The following is a 15,603-nucleotide window of genomic DNA, read 5'->3' as shown; positions in this document are numbered from 1 at the left end:
ATAGCTGCGGCGCTTGCTGCTGCCAGTTCAGTTTACGCAAAGAAACCCGAGTCCGCTGAAACGCCGCCCCCGGCCGAAAGTTACGAAATGAGCAATCAGCGGATGGGCGAAGCGCTCGACCGGATATGCATCGCCGCGCCGCTGGCCGCTGAGACGTACGACTCCAAAGACAATATGGTCATTGTCGCGACCGACGACGGCGGGCAGGCTTTCCTGCACCTGTCGGGCGAGTGCAATTCCATGGCGTTGATGTTCGCTGATACAGCAAGCGGCGGTGAGAACGGCTGTTTCGAGGCAGGCGACGAGATCACCTTTTCCTCAGGCGGGGGAACTGGAAAAACCTGCGAAATCACGGCGATCCACAACTGGCTCGAAGAGGCGGAAGAAGACCCCTTTTACGAGTATTAAGACAGGGATCGAGCGATCGCGTCGAGGCCTTCGCGATAGGTCGGAAAAGCGAGCCTGACCTCCAGCGCCTCCTTGACGCGTCGGTTGGAGACCCGCTTATTGTCCGCATAAAAACTTTTCGCCATATCGGAAAGATCGGCTTCGTCGATGGGCGTCAGCGGCGGCGGCGCGACGCCGAGCAGCGCGCAGGCATATTCGATCACGTCCTGCGGCGGCGCCGGTTCGTCATCGGCGAGATTATAAACATCGTGAAGGCGCGGGCGCGCCATGCTCGCCTCCAGAGTCTTGGCGATGTCGGCGACATGCATGCGCGAGAAAACCTGGCTTTCCTTATAAATGCGTTTGGCTTTTCCGGCGCGCACCGTGTCGATGGCGGAGCGTCCCGGCCCGTAAATGCCGGGCAGTCGAAAGACTATGAGCGGCAGGTCGTTTTCACGCGCAAAATCGCGCCACTGGTTTTCCGCCTTGATGCGGCGCTGGGCGCGCGGGGAGGTCGCGCGCAATTCGCTTTCTTCATTCACCCAGGCGCCGTCATGGTCACCGTAAACGCCATTTGTGGAGAGATAGCCGATCCATTGGCATTGTCCGGCGCGCGCGGCGATGGCGGCCGCCGCCGCGGCGAAAGCCGGGCAGCCCTCATCGCCGGGCGGGGTTGAAATCAGGATCGCCTGCGCCCCGTCGAGCCATGACGGATCGATATCGCCGCCGTCCCAGATGAGCGCTTCGACGCCCTCGGCGGCAAGCGCCGCCGCCTTTTCCGGCGCGCGCGTGGTTCCGGCGATGCGCCAGCCGCGGCGTTTCAGGCGGTCGGCGAAAAAGCGCGCCGTATAGCCATAGCCCAGGCAAAGGAGTTTTTTTTCGGCCATCGGGCCCCTTTCTTGCTGCGGGCGGCGAAGATGTCTAAGGCGGTCAGATAATATATCCGCCGTGATTTTCCATGCACCGTTTATTCGTCGCCCTTGAAATCCCTGAAATCGTCGCTGACGCGCTCACGCTCCTGCAATCGGGCGTCGACGGCGCGCGCTGGGTGAAAGCTGAGAATTTTCACTTAACGCTGGCTTTTATCGGCGAGGCCGACCGGCACGGATTTTCCGCCGCCCTCGACGCGCTTGAAAAAGTCGAGGCGCCCGCCTTCGACATGCGCCTTTCCGGCGTCGGCGTTTTCGGCGACAGGAAACCGCACGCCTTATGGGCGGGCGTCGCCGCCTCGCCGGAACTTAATCATCTGCAGGCGAAAGTCGAAACCGCGCTGCGCCGCGCCGGCTTCAATCTCGACAAGCGCAAGTTCACGCCACATGTGACGCTTGCCTATCTGAAAAATGTCAGCCGGGACATCGCGGAGAAATACGCCGCGCAGCACGGGCTATTTTCGTGCGGGCCGTTTCCGGTGGAGGCGTTTCATCTTTATTCGTCGGAGCTCGGCCGCAACGGCGCCCATTACGCCATCGAGGCGAGCTACGCGCTTTCGTCTTCGAGGTGATCGAGGAAACCTTCCGCGCCGAGTTCGATCAGGTTCAGGACGCGCTCGAAACCGTCGCCCCCGCCATAATAAGGATCCGGCGTTTCGCGTTCGGCGCAATCGGCGAAATCGAGAAACAGGCGGATGTCGCAGGTCCGGTTCGGCGGCGCGAGCTCAAGAAGGTCCGTGTGGTTCGACAGATCCATAGCGAGGATATAATCGAACTGGTAGAAGTCCGAGAGATCGACCTGACGCGCGCGCTGATAGGAAATGTCGACGCCCCGCCGCGCCGCCGCCTTGATCATCCGCCCGTCCGGCGGATCGCCCGCATGCCAGCCGCCGGTGCCGGCGGATTCGATCGCAAGCTCGAGCCCGCGTTCTTTCGCCCTGGCGCGCAAGACGCCTTCCGCCGCCGGGGAGCGGCAAATATTGCCGAGGCAAACGAAAAGAACCTTTGCGGCCATGATGCTCCTTTAAAACGCCGTCGCCGGAATTTGATCTGACGGCGCGGCTTTCGGGAGGACGTTGAAAGGCGTAAAACTTCAGCCGTCAATAGCGCCCTGATTTCCGAAGGAGCCTCATCATGACTTTCCCCATCTCGCAAATTGCGGAAACCGCCCTCGGCCAGATGTTCGGCGGGCTTGAGCGCGCGCTCAAAAAAGGCGCCGCGCATGCCGAAGCCAACAAGGTTGAGGAAAGCGTTTATCTCGACTGGCGTCTCGCGCCCGACATGTTTCCCATGAAACGCCAGGTGCAGATCGCGACGGAGCTGCCGGCGCGCGGGCTTGCCCGGCTCGCCGGGGCGCCCCTGCCGTCCTTCGACGACAAGGAGGAGAATTTCGCCGCTCTCCTGGCGCGCATCGACAAGGCCCGCGACTTCATCAAGGATCTCGACATGCAGGCGGTCGACAGGAACCCGGATGCGAACATCACCGTGCCCATGGGACCGCAGGAAATGACCTTCGCGCGCTCGGCCTATTTCCTCACTTTTGTCCTGCCCAATCTCTATTTCCATATAACGGCGGCCTATCTCAATTTGCGCAATATGGGCGTCGATGTGGGCAAGCTCGATTATATGAACGCGCAGCAAGAGGCGTGAGCCCATGGCGCCGCCGCGCAATATCGTCATTCTCACCGGCTCCGGCGTCTCGGCGGAGTCGGGTGTGGCGACGTTTCGCGACAAGGACGGCGTCTGGTCGAAATACGATTATCGGCAAGTGGCGACGCCTGAAGGTTTCGCCGCCAATCCGGCGCTGGTGCATGAGTTTTATAATGCGCGCCGGCGCGCCCTGCCGGGCGTCGAGCCGAACGCCGCCCATAAGGCGCTCGCCGAGCTCGAGCGCGGGCTCGACGCGCGCGGCGGCAAGCTGACGCTGATCACGCAGAATGTGGACGACCTGCATGAGCGGGGCGGGTCGAAAAACATTCTTCATATGCATGGCGAGCTCTTGAAATCGGAATGCGCCCATTGCGGCGCCGTTGCGGCTGGCGATGCAGATCTTTCCCTGGGGCTGGCCTGTGGCGCCTGCTCGCGGGCGGGCGGCATGCGTCCTTATGTGGTCTGGTTCGGCGAGACGCCGCGCCACCTGGACGAGGCCGCCGACGCCATCATGACCGCCGACCTTTTCGTTTCCATCGGCACCTCCGGGTCGGTCTATCCCGCCGCAGGTTTTGTGGCGGAGGCGCGGGCGCTCGGCGTGCCGGCGATGGAGCTTAATCTCGAACCGTCGGAGAACGCGCATTTTTTCACCGATGCGCGCTATGGGCCCGCCGGCGAAATCGTGCCGCAATGGGTCAGTGAAATTCTCGGCGAAAAGTGAGGCTTTAACGCCGCAGGTCCTAGGCTTTGCGCCTGCGAGGCTTGTAACGCCTTCGCTCGACGCCCTAGGCTGACCCCAACACGGAATCACCGGGGTCATATCCATGAAAAAGACGATTGGGCTATTCGCCGTTCTGGCGTTCGCGCCGGGCGTTCTCGCAGCGCAGGATGAGAAGAAAGACGAAAAATGGGACGTGTCTGCGCCGCCGCTGGAAACGCGGGACGTCGCCATCGATGTCGAGGAAGGCACCTGGATGAGCCTCGACGTCAGCCCGGACGGACGGACCGTCGCTTTCGATCTTCTCGGCGACATCTATGTGATCCCCATGGCGGGCGGCGAAGCGCGCCCCATCGCCAGCGGCATGGCCTGGGAAATACAGCCGCGCTTTTCCCCGGACGGCGACAAAATCGCTTTCACCTCCGACCGCGGGGGCGGCGACAATATCTGGATCATGAACGCCGACGGGTCCGACAAACGGCAGGTGACGAAAGAGGATTTCCGCCTGTTGAACAATCCTGCGTGGTCGGCGGACGGGCGCTATATCGCCGCGCGCAAGCATTTCACCACCCAGCGCTCGCTCGGAACCGGCGAGATCTGGCTCTATCACGTCTCCGGCGGCGCCGGCGTGCCGCTTGTGGAGCGTCCAAGCGAGGCGCACCAGAAAGAGCTCGGCGAACCGATTTTCTCCGCAGACGGAAAATATGTCTATTACTCACAGAACATCACGCCGGGTCCGATCTTCGAATATGCGCAGGACTCCAACACCGATCTCTTCGACATCAAGCGGTACGAAATGGCGACCGGCGAGATCGAAACCGCTGTCTCCGGCTATGGCGGCTCGGTGCGCCCGGCGCCGTCGCCGGACGGGCGCTATATGGCGTTCGTGCGCCGCGAGCGCGCCAAGTCGAAGCTTTATCTGAAAGACATGCATTCCGGCGAAGAGCGCAAGATCTATGACGATCTCGACCAGGACATGCAGGAAGCCTGGGCGGTGCAGGGCGTCTATCCGAATATGGACTGGACGCCGGACGGGAAATCCGTCGTCTTCTGGGCGGGCGGCAAGATCCGCCGCCTCAATGTGGAGACGGGCGCCGCGTCGGTCATTCCGTTCCATGTCAAGGACACGCGCGCGGTGGTCGATCCGCCGCGCCCGCAAGTCGCGGTCGCGCCCGACAGTTTCAAAACCTCGATGCCGCGTTTCGCCGCCGTCTCGCCGGACGGGTCGCGCGCGGTTTTTGAATCGGTCGGCAAGCTTTATGTGAAGACCCTGCCTGACGGGACGCCGCGCCGCCTGACCAACGGCCGCGACGGGTACGAATTCTTCCCGTCATGGTCTTATGACGGCCGGCGCATCGCCTATGTGAGCTGGACCGATGAAGGGCTCGGAACCATCCGCACGGTCGGCGCGCGCGGCGGATCGGGCCGCGCCGTCACCGACGAGCCCGGCCATTACCGCCGTCCGCGCTTCTCGCCGGACGGCGACATGATCGTCTTTGAGAAAGGCGAGGGCGGGTATCTCACCGATGACGACTGGTCCGAAGAGCCGGGCGTTTACGTGATCCTCGCGCGCGGCGGCGCCATGACTCGCGTCACGGACAACGGCTCTCACCCGCATTTCGGCGCCGACGAGACCCGTATTTTCGTAACGCGCACGGACGGCGATGCGGGCCAGTTCGTCAGTCTCAATCTGTCCGGCAATGAAGAACGCGTTCATGCGTCCGGCGATCTCGTCACCGAATATCAGGTCTCTCATGACGGTAAGAGCGTCGCCTTCATGGACAATTACAGCGCCTTCGTGATGCCGCTGACGCCGGGCCCGCAGAAAACAGGCGCCGGGCGCAAGGCGTCGGCCCTGCCGGTGACGAAAGCGAGCGGCGACGGGGCGAGCTATATCAACTGGTCGCGGGGCGCCTTGAACTGGAGTCTTGGGGCCACGCTTTATTCCGCAAGCCTTGCGGAGATGACGCCGACTGCGCCGCAAGACGAAGACGACGAGACTAAAAGCTATGAGCCGCCGTCAGAGGGCGCCGATCTTTCCATGACGTTCAAGGCGGACAAGCCGACGGGAACGGTGGCGCTTGTGGGCGCGCGGATCGTCACCATGGCGGACGACGAGGGCGGCGTCATCGAAAACGGCGTCGTGCTTGTCGAAAACAACCGCATTGCGGCGGTCGGTCCCGCCGCGTCGATGACTTATCCGGCCGGCACGCTCACGGTCGACATGCAAGGCAAGACGATCATTCCGGGCCTCATCGACGCGCACGCCCACGGACCTTACGGGGTCGACGACATCATCCCGGAACAGAACTGGTCGACAATGGCGCATCTCGCGCTCGGCGTGACGACGACGCACGATCCGTCGAGCCAGGCGAGCCATGTTTTCTCCGCATCTGAATATCAGCGCGCGGGCGAAATTCTGGCGCCGCGCCTCTATTCGACCGGCGAAGTGATCTACGGCGCCAAGGCGCCGGGCGTTTACGCCGTCGTCGACAGTTATGACGACGCGCTCGCCCATGTGCGGCGCCTGAAAAGCCAAGGCGCCCACTCCGTGAAGAACTACAACCAGCCGCGCCGCGAGCAGCGCCAGCAGGTTACGGCGGCGGCAATCAATGAAAATATCGAGGTCGTGCCGGAGGGCGGCTCGCTTTTCCATATGGACATGTCGCTGATCGCCGACGGCAACTCCTCTATCGAGCACAATCTGCCGCAGGCCATGCTCTATGAAGACGTGTTGAGCTTTTTCAGCGCGACTAAAGCCGCCTATGTCCCAACGCTCGTCGTGACCTTCGGCGGGATCGGCGGCGATCCTTACTGGCGCCAGGCGACGGATGTGTGGCTGCATCCCTTGTTGTCCAAGCATACGCCGCCGCGGCTCATGCAGGCGAAATCGGTGCGCCGGGAAAAGGCGCCGGAGGAAGACTACGCCGACCAGGCGAGCGCGGCGACGGCGAAAATGCTCGCCGACCGCGGGGTCCTGGTCTCGATCGGCGCGCACGGCCAGGAAGAAGGGCTCGCCGCCCATTGGGAGATGTGGTCTTTCGCGCGCGGCGGCATGAGCCCGGTCGAAGTCCTGAAGACGGCGACGATTTCGCCGGCGAAGCATCTCGGTTTCGACAAGGACATCGGCTCCATTGAGGCCGGCAAGCTCGCCGATCTCGTGACCCTCAATTCGAACCCGCTGGAGAATATCCGCAATACGGACGACATCAGCGAGGTGATGCTGAACGGCCGGCTCTACGATGCGGCGACGCTGAACGAGAAGGTTACGGGCGACCACGAGCGTGCTCCTTACTGGTGGGAATGAGCGGGGCTTACCGATGAAGACGTTTTTGACCTGCGTTGCGGCGGCGCTGGCGATCGCCGCCTGTTCCAAAGCGCCAAGCGAGGCGCCTGCGCCTGACGAAGCGCGTGAAACGGCGGCGCAAGCGGCGCCCGGAGCGGCGGGCGGAACCTATGCGGCCGAAGGCGTTGCGGCGTTGACGCTTCCCGAACTCGCCGCGGCGATCAAGGCGGGCGACGTCACGTCCGAAGAGGCGACCAAAACTTATATCGCGCGCATCGAAGCGGTGGACTGGGCCGGACCGGAACTGCAGAGCGTGCTCGCGCTCAATCCGGACGCGCTGGACGCTGCGCGCGCAGCCGATGCGCAAAGGGAGGCCGGCGAGGCGCTGGGCGCGCTCCACGGCGTGCCGGTCCTTCTCAAAGACAATATCGAAACCGCCGACCCGATGGCGACGACCGCCGGGGCGCTGGCGCTGAAAGACAACGTCACGGGCCGCGACTCGCCGCTCGCCGCGGGGTTGAGGGCGCAAGGCGCGATCATTCTCGGCAAGACCAATCTGAGCCAGTGGGCGAATTTCCGTTCGAACGCCTCCATGAGCGGCTGGTCGGCGCTCGGCGGACAGGTCAAGAATCCGCATATGCTCGACCGAAACCCTTGCGGGTCGAGTTCGGGCTCGGGCGCCGCCGTCGCCGCGTCGCTCGCGGCGGGGGCGGTCGGCACGGAGACCAACGGCTCGATCATCTGCCCGTCCAACGTCAATGGCGTTGTCGGCTTCAAGCCGACCGTCGGGCTCGTCTCGCAGGATTATATCGTCCCGATTTCCTTCTCGCAGGACACGGCGGGGCCGATGACCAAGACCGTCACGGGCGCCGCGATGATGCTCAATGCGATGGCCACAGGCGAGGCCAAGACCGATTACGTCGCCGCGCTCGATCTTGACGCGCTCGACGGCGCGCGCATCGGCGTGTTGCGTTTCGCCGAAGGCTCGAACGCCGACATCTCCGAAAAATTCAGCGCCGCGCTCGAGGCGATGGAGGCGGCCGGCGCCGTGCTGGTGGACATCGACAAATTCGAGCCTGCGACCGAGAACTTTCGCGGCAAGGGCTATGAAGTGCTGCTTTACGAATTCAAGGCGACGCTGAACGACTATCTTGCGGACGCCGCGCCGGCGGTGACGACGCGCAGCCTCGACGATCTCATCGCTTTTAATGAAGGCCATGCCGACATCGAACTGGCGCTCTTCGATCAGAGCATTTTCGAAGAGGCGGCGGAAAAGAACGGTCTCGACGATCCGGATTATATTTCCGCGCGCGACGACGTGCAAAAAGCAGCGGGGCCCGACGGTCTCGACGCGCTGATGGCGGAGCATCAGGTCGACATTCTCGTCTCGCCGTCCGGGCCGGTGACGCCGCGGGTCGATCCGGTGAACGGCGATGTCTGGCCGGACTGGGCGGGCGCCGGCTATCTCGCCGCGATGGCGGGCTATCCGCATCTTACCGTGCCCATGGGAACGGTGCATGATCTTCCCATCGGCGTTTCTTTCATGGGCGCGAAGAACGAGGACGCGAAAGTGCTCTCCTTCGGCTACGCCTATGAGCAGAAAACCATGGCGCGCGCCGAACCGAAATATCTGCCGACCGCGCAAGCGCTGAACGACATTGCGGCGGCGATGAAGCGGAAAGCCGAGTAAGCCTTAAATCGAGCCGTGGCAGTGCTTGTATTTCTTGCCTGAGCCGCAGGGGCAGGGGGCGTTGCGCGGCACGCGGCCCCATGTGTCCGGATTGTTCGGATCGGGCGCCTGCTGCGCGCCGGCCGGGCTGCGCAGAGCCGCCCCGCCGGCCGTGACGCGCTCGCGCGGCGCGGCCTGCGCCGCCGCCATCTCGTTTTCGCCGGTTGTCGGATTCGCATGGGTTTCCGTCATGGGAATGGACGGGCGCTGGGGCGCGGCCTGTTCCGGGGCTCTCACCTGCACATGCATCAGCATGCGCGTGACGTCGCGGCGAAGCCCGTCGAGGAGACTCTCGAAGAGGGCAAAGGCTTCCGTCTTGAACTCGTTCACCGGATCGCGCTGGCCGTGGCCCCTCAGCCAGATCACCGAACGCAGATGATCGAGCATCTGCAGGTGCTCGCGCCAGTTGGTGTCGAGGACGTTGAGGAGGATCGCTTTTTCGACCCGGCGCATGGTGTCCGAGCCGATTTCGGCGGCGCGGGCGGCGGCGATCTTGTCGGTCTCTTCGATCAGCCGTTCGATGATTTCCGAATCGGCGACGCCTTCTTCCTTGGCCCATTCATCGACCGGCAGGTCCTTGCCGAAGACCTCCATGAGTTCTTTTTTCAGCCCCTCCACGTCCCACTGCTCGGCGTAGGATTTGGCGGGAAGATGCGCGGCCACCAGGTCTTCCACGAGCTGATTGCGCATGTCGGCGATGATGTCGTCGACCGTGTCCGTGGACATGAACTCGATGCGCTGTTCGAAGATCGCCTTGCGCTGGTCGTTGATGACGTCGTCGAATTTAAGGACGTTTTTGCGCATGTCGTAATTGCGCTGTTCGACCTTTTTCTGCGCCGTCTCGACGGCCTTGGTGAACCAGGGATGCTCGATGGATTCGTCGGGCTGGATGCCGAAGCGCTTCAGCATTTTCTCCATGCCGTCGCCGAAGATGCGCATCAGGTCGTCTTCGATCGAGAGGAAGAATTTGGTCGTGCCCGGGTCGCCCTGACGGCCGGAGCGCCCGCGCAGCTGGTTGTCGATGCGCCGGCTTTCATGGCGCTCGGTGGCGAGCACGAAAAGCCCGCCCGCCTCGAGCGCCTTTTTCTTGTCTTCGGCGATTTTGGCTTCGATCTCGGCGCGCTTTTTCTTGATCGTCTCTTCGTCGTCGCCTTCTTCGAGCGCGTTCATCAGCTGCATGTCGACGGAGCCGCCGAGCTGAATGTCGGTGCCGCGACCGGCCATGTTGGTGGCGATGGTGACGGCGCCCGGCGCGCCGGCGCCGGCGACGATTTCCGCTTCCTGTTCGTGATAACGCGCGTTCAGAACATTGTGCGGTATGGGCGTCTTTTTTTGACCGAGCTCGTCGAGATAAGCGGCCTGCGCCTCCATCTCCTCCTTGATCTCGTCTTCCTTGTCTTTCAGCGCCTTCGCGCGCTCGCGTAGGGATTTGGCGAGCTCCTTGAAAAACTTCTTGTCGTTCAAAAGCGAGGACAGATATTCGGATTTTTCGATGGAGACCGTGCCCACGAGCACCGGCTGGCCGCGCTTGGCGCAATCGGCGATCTGCATCGCGATGGCTTTGTATTTCTCCGCCGCCGTCATGTAGAGTTCGTCGTCCAGATCCTCCCGCGCGATCGGCAGGTTGGTGGGAATTTCGGAGACGTTGAGCTTGTAGATGTCGGCGAATTCGGCCTCTTCGGTGAGCGCCGTGCCGGTCATGCCGGCGAGCTTTTCGTAAAGGCGGAAATAATTCTGGAAGGTGATCGAGGCGAGGGTCTGGTTTTCCGGCTGGATCGTGACTTTTTCTTTCGCCTCGCAGGCCTGGTGCAGCCCGTCGGACCAGCGCCGGCCTTCCATCATCCGGCCGGTGAATTCGTCGATGATCGTCACCTTGTCGTTGCGGACGATGTAGTCTTTGTCGCGCTCGAAAATCTTGTGGGCTTTGAGCGCCTGATTGACGTGGTGCACGATGGAGATGTTGATCGAGTCGTAAAGGCTTTCGCCTTGAAGAAGCCCCGCGTCTTTCAACAAAGACTCGATCTTCTCATTGCCTTCTTCGGTGAGCGTGATCGAGCGCTGCTTCTCGTCGATCTCGTAGTCTTCTTCGTCCAGCTCGGGGATGAGGCTGTCGATCTTGATATAAAGATCGGACTTGTCGTCGGTGGGCCCGGAAATGATCAGCGGCGTTCTGGCTTCGTCGATGAGGATCGAGTCCACCTCGTCGACAATGGCGTAATGATGGCCGCGCTGGACCATCTGGTCGAGCGAGGATTTCATGTTGTCGCGCAGATAATCGAAGCCGAATTCGTTGTTCGTGCCGTAGGTGATGTCGCAGGCGTAGGCGGCGCGCCGCTCCTCGTCATTGAGGCCGTGAACGATGCAGCCGGTGGTCATGCCGAGCTGGCTGTAGACCCGGCCCATCCATTCCGCGTCGCGGCTGGCGAGATAGTCGTTGACGGTGATCACATGGACGCCGCGGCCCGTCAGGGCGTTCAGATAGACGGCGAGGGTGGCGACCAGGGTTTTGCCCTCGCCGGTCTTCATTTCGGCGATATTGCCGTCATGAAGAACCATGCCGCCCACCAGCTGGACGTCGTAATGGCGCTGGCCGAGGGCCCGTTTTGCGGCCTCGCGCACCGTCGCAAAGGCCTCTTCGAGCAATTGGTCGAGAGATTCGCCGTCCTTATAGCGCTGTTTTAACTTTTCAGTTTGAGCAATCAGGCCATCATCGGTGAGTTTGGCGATCTCGTCTTCCAGCGCATTGATCGCTTCCACGCGGCGGAATAAAGGCTTGAGGCGGCGGTCATTGGATGAGCCGAAGATTTTTTTTGCGATACCGAGTAACGCCATGAGCGCGGGGCCTTCGTGCTGCGATGAAAAGCTCGTCGGCGCCCTCGTCAGACCAGCGCGGGGCGCGCCTTTCATCGGCCGGGTTGGAATTGCGGAGCCCCGGAGGGGGCGCCGGAGAGATAAGGAGCGCCTCAGGCCCTGTCAACGAAAGCGGGCCCGCAAGGACGCCGCAGGCGGAACATGATGGAAACGCCGGATGGACAGAAAATGAAGCCCGAAAGACGCGCCAGGCCGCTGGCGGCGGCTTTCGGCGCCGTTGTTCGCGCCGTGCTGGCCGCCGGCCGTCTGATCGCCGGCGCAATCCTCATGGTCTTGAGAGCCGTGGGCAAGGTCGCGCTTACCACCTGGCGGCTGGCGGCGGCCCTCGATTCGGCGCTGTGGCGGGCGGTGAAGCTGATGGCGAGCCGGGCCCTGGAAGGGTTGTCCTACGCCGCGCGCCTCGCCGCCGCGGCCTTCCGCGGGCTTCTCGTCTGGCTGCCGACGCGCACCGGGCGTGCCTACAGCGCGCTCTCCGGCGCTTTTCTGGTGATTGCCGGGCTCTGGATCATCGACGTCTTGCGCGCCGCGCCGTCTCTTGACGCCTCCGGCGGCGCCTCGGCCCGCGCGCCCATCGACGAAGACGATCCGATCCTCGCCCGGATCGACGGGCGCTATGTGCATCTTTCCGAGATCGAGGCGACGGCCCGCGCCGGCGGGTTCTTGCGTCCGGACGAAACCCTGACGCCGAAAACCGCCTTTGAGCGCAATCTGGTCGAGTCCTATGTGGAGCAGCGCCTTCTCGCCCGGGCGGCGCTCGACACCGGCCTGCAGCGCAGCCCCAGCGTCGCCCGCAAGGTCAACGCCGCCCGCGACCGGGTGCTCGCGTCGGCCTATATGGACGCGCAGATCGAGGACGCCGTCACGCCGGACACCGTGGAGCGTCTTTATAAGGCGCAATCCGACGTCACCCGGCTCGGCGACGAGGTGCGGGCCCGCCACATCCTTGTGGCGACCGGCGAGGAGGCGGAAGAGATCGTCGCCCTTTTGAAGGACGGCGCCGATTTCGCCGACCTCGCCCGCACGCGCTCCCTCGACCGGGCGACGGCGCCTTTGGGAGGGGAAATCGGCTGGTTCACGAGAAGCATGATGACCCCGGTCTTTTCGCGCGCCGTTTTCGCCGCCGAACCGGGAGACATCGCGCCGCCGTTCAAGACGGAATTCGGCTGGCACGTCGTGGAAGTGCTCGACCGGCGCCCGACCAGCGCCGTGCCTTTCGACCAGGTGCGCGGGCCGATCGAGAAATTCCTGCGTATGCGGACGATTGAGACGTCGCTTCAGACGCTCGAAGAAGAAAGCCAGGTCGTCTATTTCCGCCCCGAAGAGGAGGAGCCGGCGCCGCAAGCCGCGCCGCCGGATCTTTCCGATCCCGATCTCGCCGATCCGGACTTCACGCTGCCGGGCGGCGGCGTCGAAGAGGACGGCGAATCCCAGGATGCTCTTCAGTAAACGGAAATTAACCCTGTCCTTGCGAGCGAACTGAATACAATTTTACCGATTTCGGCATGAAGCTGTTAAAAAACCTCCTTTAGGAATTAAGGCGAGAATATGGCGAAGCTGTTGCTTGTGGCGGCTTGCGCGCTCATCGACAGAGACGGAAAAGTCCTGATGGCGCGCCGGCCCGACGGAAAAGACCACGCTGGCTTGTGGGAGTTTCCAGGCGGCAAACTCGCAGAAGGCGAGACGCCCGAAGCGGCGCTGGTGCGTGAGTTGAGGGAAGAGCTCGCCATAGATACGGAGGCGTCCTGTCTGGCGCCGGCGGCCTTTGCGTCCGAGGCTTTAGGGGACTTTCATCTTTTGATGCCCCTATTTGTCTGCCGGAAATGGAAGGGCGCGCCGCGGCCGCTTGAGGGGCAGGAGCTTCGGTGGGTGCGGCGCGAAGCGCTGACGGCGATGGAGATGCCGCCTGCGGACCGGCCGTTGGCGGCGCAGTTGAGGGACTTGTTGTGATGGGCGCACAGGCTGAGAACACACCGATGCGGCGCAGCCTGGCTGCGCGGATCAGCGATTTCCGCCGCAATGAGAGCGGCGCCACCGCGATTGAGTACACCCTGATTATCGCGCTCATCTTCCTGGCGGTCGTCGCCGCGATACGCGGTTACACGAACACCACCAGCGGCATGTACAATGAAATCGACCAGACGCTGCAGGACGAAATTAACTGAAGCCGGGCCGGGCGCATCGCCTGGGGGCGAATCTCACGACGCGCCTTTGATTGCATCTTTCAATGACATTTTCGCAGAGCCGGGCTTTAACGGCTTTTGCTGGCTTTCATGCGGCGTCCAGCCGGTGAGATAGACGATTTCGAATTTTTCCGTTCCGCCCGCTTCCGCGAATAAAGCCATCGCCCGCATGAGAACATCGCGGCGCAAAGGCCCCGGCCGGTTCATAAGCGTGTTTGTCTCCCCCATGCCGCGCAGATCGCGCAGAAGCTTCAGGGGGTCGTCATAAGAAACCGCAACCTTGTCCACATCGACGACCGGCAGCGCGAAGCCGGCGCGGGCGAGCGCCTGGCCGCAATCCTGGATGGCGGCGAAAGGCGCGACGCGCGCGGAAACGCCGCCGGTGATCTCGGCTTCCGCGGCGTAAAAGGCGCGGCGCAGGGCGCCGAGCGTTTCCTCGCCAAAGACAGCGGCGATGAAAAGCCCGTCGGGCTTCAGCGCCATGCGGGCCTGCGCCAGCGCGCCGACAAGATCGTTCGCCGTATGCAGCGTCAGCAGGCTGACAAAAAGATTGAGGCTGTGCGGGGCGAAGGGAAGCGCTTCGGCGTCGGCGGCGAGACGCAATCCGGTTTGCGGCAGGCGCGCCGGCGCCAGATCCATGGAAATGACGTCTTCGACGTCGCAAGCCGGCGTCAGCATGGACGTCAGATCGCCCGCCCCATCAAAGGCGGCAAGGTCGAACCGCCGCTTCACGATCTCGAGGCGTTCGACAATGTCTTCCATGGCGCGGCGGTGAAGAAAGCCGGCGTCGCCCACGGTCTTTGCGGCCCGCGCGCGCCGGCGGGCGTAAAGCGTCTTGTCGAAGATCTGCGGCGGCGATGACATGGCGGTCCTGTCTGAAGGCGTCTCAATTTGCCTTCGCCCTTCGAGACGGCCTCGTCCCTTCATCCTGAGGGCGCGCTTGAAGAGCGCGCGTCTCGAAGGACGAAGGGACGAGGCCCCTCAGGATGAAGGCAAACTGAGACGCCGCCCCTTGTCTGGTCCTTTTCCGGTCGCGGCGGTAGTCTATCCGACGTGAAACCGCAAATCTTCCGCCGGATCGAGGATGGCATCGCCGGGATGGCGAAAGCCGCGCTCGATCTCGCCATGCCGCCGCATTGCCCGTTGACGCGCGAGGAGGTCGGCTCGGCCCGGGCGCTCGGCGCGGCGGCCTGGAGCGCCGTTCACTTTATCGACGATCCCGCCTGCCGGCGCTGCGGCGTTCCGTTTTCGGCGGAGTATGGCGCGGAGGTCGAGTGCCCGTCCTGCATCGCCGCGCCGCCGGATTTCGACCGCGCCCGCGCCGCCCTCGTCTATGACGACGCCAGCCACAGGCTGGTCGTCGGCTTCAAGCATGGCGACCGGACCGAGCTTGCGGAGATGTTCGGCGGCTGGATGGCGCGCGCTGCGGGCGAGATTCTCGATGGATCGCCAATCCTGACGCCAGCGCCGCTGCATCCGCGCCGGCTGCTGGCGCGGCGCTTCAACCAGTCCGCCTTGCTGGCCCGGGCTGTCGCCGTTCAATCCGGCGCGCGGCTGTCGGTCGACGGCCTCGTGCGCCGCCGCGCGACCCCGCCGCAAAAGGATTTTTCGGCCGATGCGCGCCGGCGCAATGTGGCGGGCGCCTTCGCCTTGCGCGACGACAAAGCGCGCGCGCTGTTCAGGGGCGCGCATGTGGTGCTGATTGACGACGTCCTGACCACCGGCGCCACCTTGTCGGCGGCGGCGCGGGCGCTGAAACGGGCCGGGGCCGCGCGGGTGGACGCCCTCGTTCTGGCGCGGGTTGTGAAAGGCGGGATCGGGGCCATATAAAGCCCTTCTTGAATTGCCGGAGG

14 protein-coding genes are annotated in these 15,603 nt (G+C 63.5%); 10 read left to right on the top strand and 4 right to left on the bottom strand.

Annotated elements, in window-relative coordinates; genetic code table 11:
* Positions 1-87: 87 nt before the first annotated feature.
* Positions 88-408 (top strand): hypothetical protein, encoded by a 321-nt coding sequence (locus CW354_RS19485; protein ID WP_133162389.1) that lies wholly within the window; start codon positions 88-90, stop codon positions 406-408.
* On the opposite strand, the gene CW354_RS19480 is transcribed toward CW354_RS19485, so the two are convergent.
* A complete protein-coding gene (locus CW354_RS19480; protein WP_104831722.1) occupies positions 405-1,274 on the bottom strand; it encodes an SDR family oxidoreductase in 870 nt (289 codons plus the stop codon). The two genes, CW354_RS19485 and CW354_RS19480, sit on opposite strands and share 4 nt — an antisense overlap.
* Before the next feature lie 71 nt (positions 1,275-1,345).
* Between CW354_RS19480 and thpR the strand changes: the two genes are divergently transcribed.
* Positions 1,346-1,888, top strand: coding sequence for an RNA 2',3'-cyclic phosphodiesterase (gene thpR / locus CW354_RS19475; protein WP_104831721.1), 543 nt, complete (start codon positions 1,346-1,348; stop codon positions 1,886-1,888).
* On the opposite strand, the gene CW354_RS19470 is transcribed toward thpR, so the two are convergent.
* Positions 1,864-2,331 (bottom strand): low molecular weight protein-tyrosine-phosphatase, encoded by a 468-nt coding sequence (locus CW354_RS19470; RefSeq protein WP_104831720.1) that lies wholly within the window; start codon positions 2,329-2,331, stop codon positions 1,864-1,866. The genes thpR and CW354_RS19470 overlap by 25 nt on opposite strands.
* A 119-nt stretch (positions 2,332-2,450) precedes the next feature.
* On the opposite strand from CW354_RS19470, the gene CW354_RS19465 reads away from it, so the two are divergent.
* The 4 genes from CW354_RS19465 (at position 2,451) to CW354_RS19450 (ending at position 8,660) form a co-directional block, all read left to right on the top strand.
* Positions 2,451-2,966 (top strand): DUF1993 domain-containing protein, encoded by a 516-nt coding sequence (locus CW354_RS19465; RefSeq protein WP_104831719.1) that lies wholly within the window; start codon positions 2,451-2,453, stop codon positions 2,964-2,966.
* Between the two features lie 4 nt (positions 2,967-2,970).
* On the top strand, positions 2,971-3,687 hold the full coding sequence (locus tag CW354_RS19460; RefSeq protein ID WP_104831718.1) for an NAD-dependent deacylase: 717 nt from the start codon (positions 2,971-2,973) through the stop codon (positions 3,685-3,687).
* Positions 3,688-3,790: 103 nt separating this feature from the next.
* On the top strand, positions 3,791-6,991 hold the full coding sequence (locus CW354_RS19455; RefSeq protein ID WP_104831717.1) for an amidohydrolase family protein: 3,201 nt from the start codon (positions 3,791-3,793) through the stop codon (positions 6,989-6,991).
* Between the two features lie 13 nt (positions 6,992-7,004).
* A complete protein-coding gene (locus CW354_RS19450) occupies positions 7,005-8,660 on the top strand; it encodes an amidase (protein ID WP_104831716.1) in 1,656 nt (551 codons plus the stop codon).
* A 3-nt stretch (positions 8,661-8,663) separates the two neighbouring features.
* On the opposite strand, the gene secA is transcribed toward CW354_RS19450, so the two are convergent.
* Positions 8,664-11,531, bottom strand: a complete 2,868-nt coding sequence (secA, locus tag CW354_RS19445) for a preprotein translocase subunit SecA (RefSeq protein WP_104831842.1) — start codon at positions 11,529-11,531, stop codon at positions 8,664-8,666.
* 180 nt (positions 11,532-11,711) lie between these two features.
* Between secA and CW354_RS19440 the strand changes: the two genes are divergently transcribed.
* From CW354_RS19440 to CW354_RS19430, 3 genes are all read left to right on the top strand, one after another.
* Positions 11,712-13,016: a peptidylprolyl isomerase gene (locus CW354_RS19440; protein WP_104831715.1), complete on the top strand. Its 1,305-nt coding sequence runs from the start codon at positions 11,712-11,714 to the stop codon at positions 13,014-13,016.
* 99 nt (positions 13,017-13,115) lie between these two features.
* Positions 13,116-13,517, top strand: coding sequence for a (deoxy)nucleoside triphosphate pyrophosphohydrolase (locus CW354_RS19435; protein ID WP_104831714.1), 402 nt, complete (start codon positions 13,116-13,118; stop codon positions 13,515-13,517).
* A complete protein-coding gene (locus CW354_RS19430) occupies positions 13,517-13,732 on the top strand; it encodes a Flp family type IVb pilin (RefSeq protein WP_243396484.1) in 216 nt (71 codons plus the stop codon). The genes CW354_RS19435 and CW354_RS19430 overlap by 1 nt, the downstream gene beginning before the upstream one ends.
* 33 nt (positions 13,733-13,765) lie before the next feature.
* Here CW354_RS19430 and CW354_RS19425 read toward each other — a convergent pair whose 3' ends face one another.
* Positions 13,766-14,614 (bottom strand): methyltransferase domain-containing protein, encoded by an 849-nt coding sequence (locus tag CW354_RS19425; protein WP_104831712.1) that lies wholly within the window; start codon positions 14,612-14,614, stop codon positions 13,766-13,768.
* Between the two features lie 189 nt (positions 14,615-14,803).
* On the opposite strand from CW354_RS19425, the gene CW354_RS19420 reads away from it, so the two are divergent.
* Positions 14,804-15,580: a ComFC family protein gene (locus CW354_RS19420; protein WP_133162388.1), complete on the top strand. Its 777-nt coding sequence runs from the start codon at positions 14,804-14,806 to the stop codon at positions 15,578-15,580.
* Positions 15,581-15,603: the final 23 nt, after the last annotated feature.

This window comes from Hyphococcus luteus, from assembly GCF_002943565.1.
GTDB classification, from domain to species: domain Bacteria; phylum Pseudomonadota; class Alphaproteobacteria; order Caulobacterales; family Parvularculaceae; genus Hyphococcus; species Hyphococcus luteus.
The sequence above is the reverse complement of the archived record's forward strand: the minus strand, read 5'-3'. Positions and strand labels throughout refer to the sequence as shown.

What these genes read in the sequence shown, in the direction of transcription:
- CW354_RS19440 (WP_104831715.1), top strand. Translation starts at nt 11,712, where the DNA reads ATGATGGAAACGCCGGATGGACAGAAAATGAAGCCCGAAAGACGCGCC.
- CW354_RS19435 (WP_104831714.1), top strand. Translation starts at nt 13,116, where the DNA reads ATGGCGAAGCTGTTGCTTGTGGCGGCTTGCGCGCTCATCGACAGAGAC.
- CW354_RS19450 (WP_104831716.1), top strand. Translation starts at nt 7,005, where the DNA reads ATGAAGACGTTTTTGACCTGCGTTGCGGCGGCGCTGGCGATCGCCGCC.
- CW354_RS19425 (WP_104831712.1), bottom strand. Translation starts at nt 14,614, where the DNA reads ATGTCATCGCCGCCGCAGATCTTCGACAAGACGCTTTACGCCCGCCGG.
- CW354_RS19455 (WP_104831717.1), top strand. Translation starts at nt 3,791, where the DNA reads ATGAAAAAGACGATTGGGCTATTCGCCGTTCTGGCGTTCGCGCCGGGC.
- CW354_RS19430 (WP_243396484.1), top strand. Translation starts at nt 13,517, where the DNA reads ATGGGCGCACAGGCTGAGAACACACCGATGCGGCGCAGCCTGGCTGCG.
- CW354_RS19460 (WP_104831718.1), top strand. Translation starts at nt 2,971, where the DNA reads ATGGCGCCGCCGCGCAATATCGTCATTCTCACCGGCTCCGGCGTCTCG.
- CW354_RS19480 (WP_104831722.1), bottom strand. Translation starts at nt 1,274, where the DNA reads ATGGCCGAAAAAAAACTCCTTTGCCTGGGCTATGGCTATACGGCGCGC.
- thpR (WP_104831721.1), top strand. Translation starts at nt 1,346, where the DNA reads ATGCACCGTTTATTCGTCGCCCTTGAAATCCCTGAAATCGTCGCTGAC.
- CW354_RS19465 (WP_104831719.1), top strand. Translation starts at nt 2,451, where the DNA reads ATGACTTTCCCCATCTCGCAAATTGCGGAAACCGCCCTCGGCCAGATG.
- CW354_RS19485 (WP_133162389.1), top strand. Translation starts at nt 88, where the DNA reads ATGAGCAATCAGCGGATGGGCGAAGCGCTCGACCGGATATGCATCGCC.
- CW354_RS19470 (WP_104831720.1), bottom strand. Translation starts at nt 2,331, where the DNA reads ATGGCCGCAAAGGTTCTTTTCGTTTGCCTCGGCAATATTTGCCGCTCC.
- secA (WP_104831842.1), bottom strand. Translation starts at nt 11,531, where the DNA reads ATGGCGTTACTCGGTATCGCAAAAAAAATCTTCGGCTCATCCAATGAC.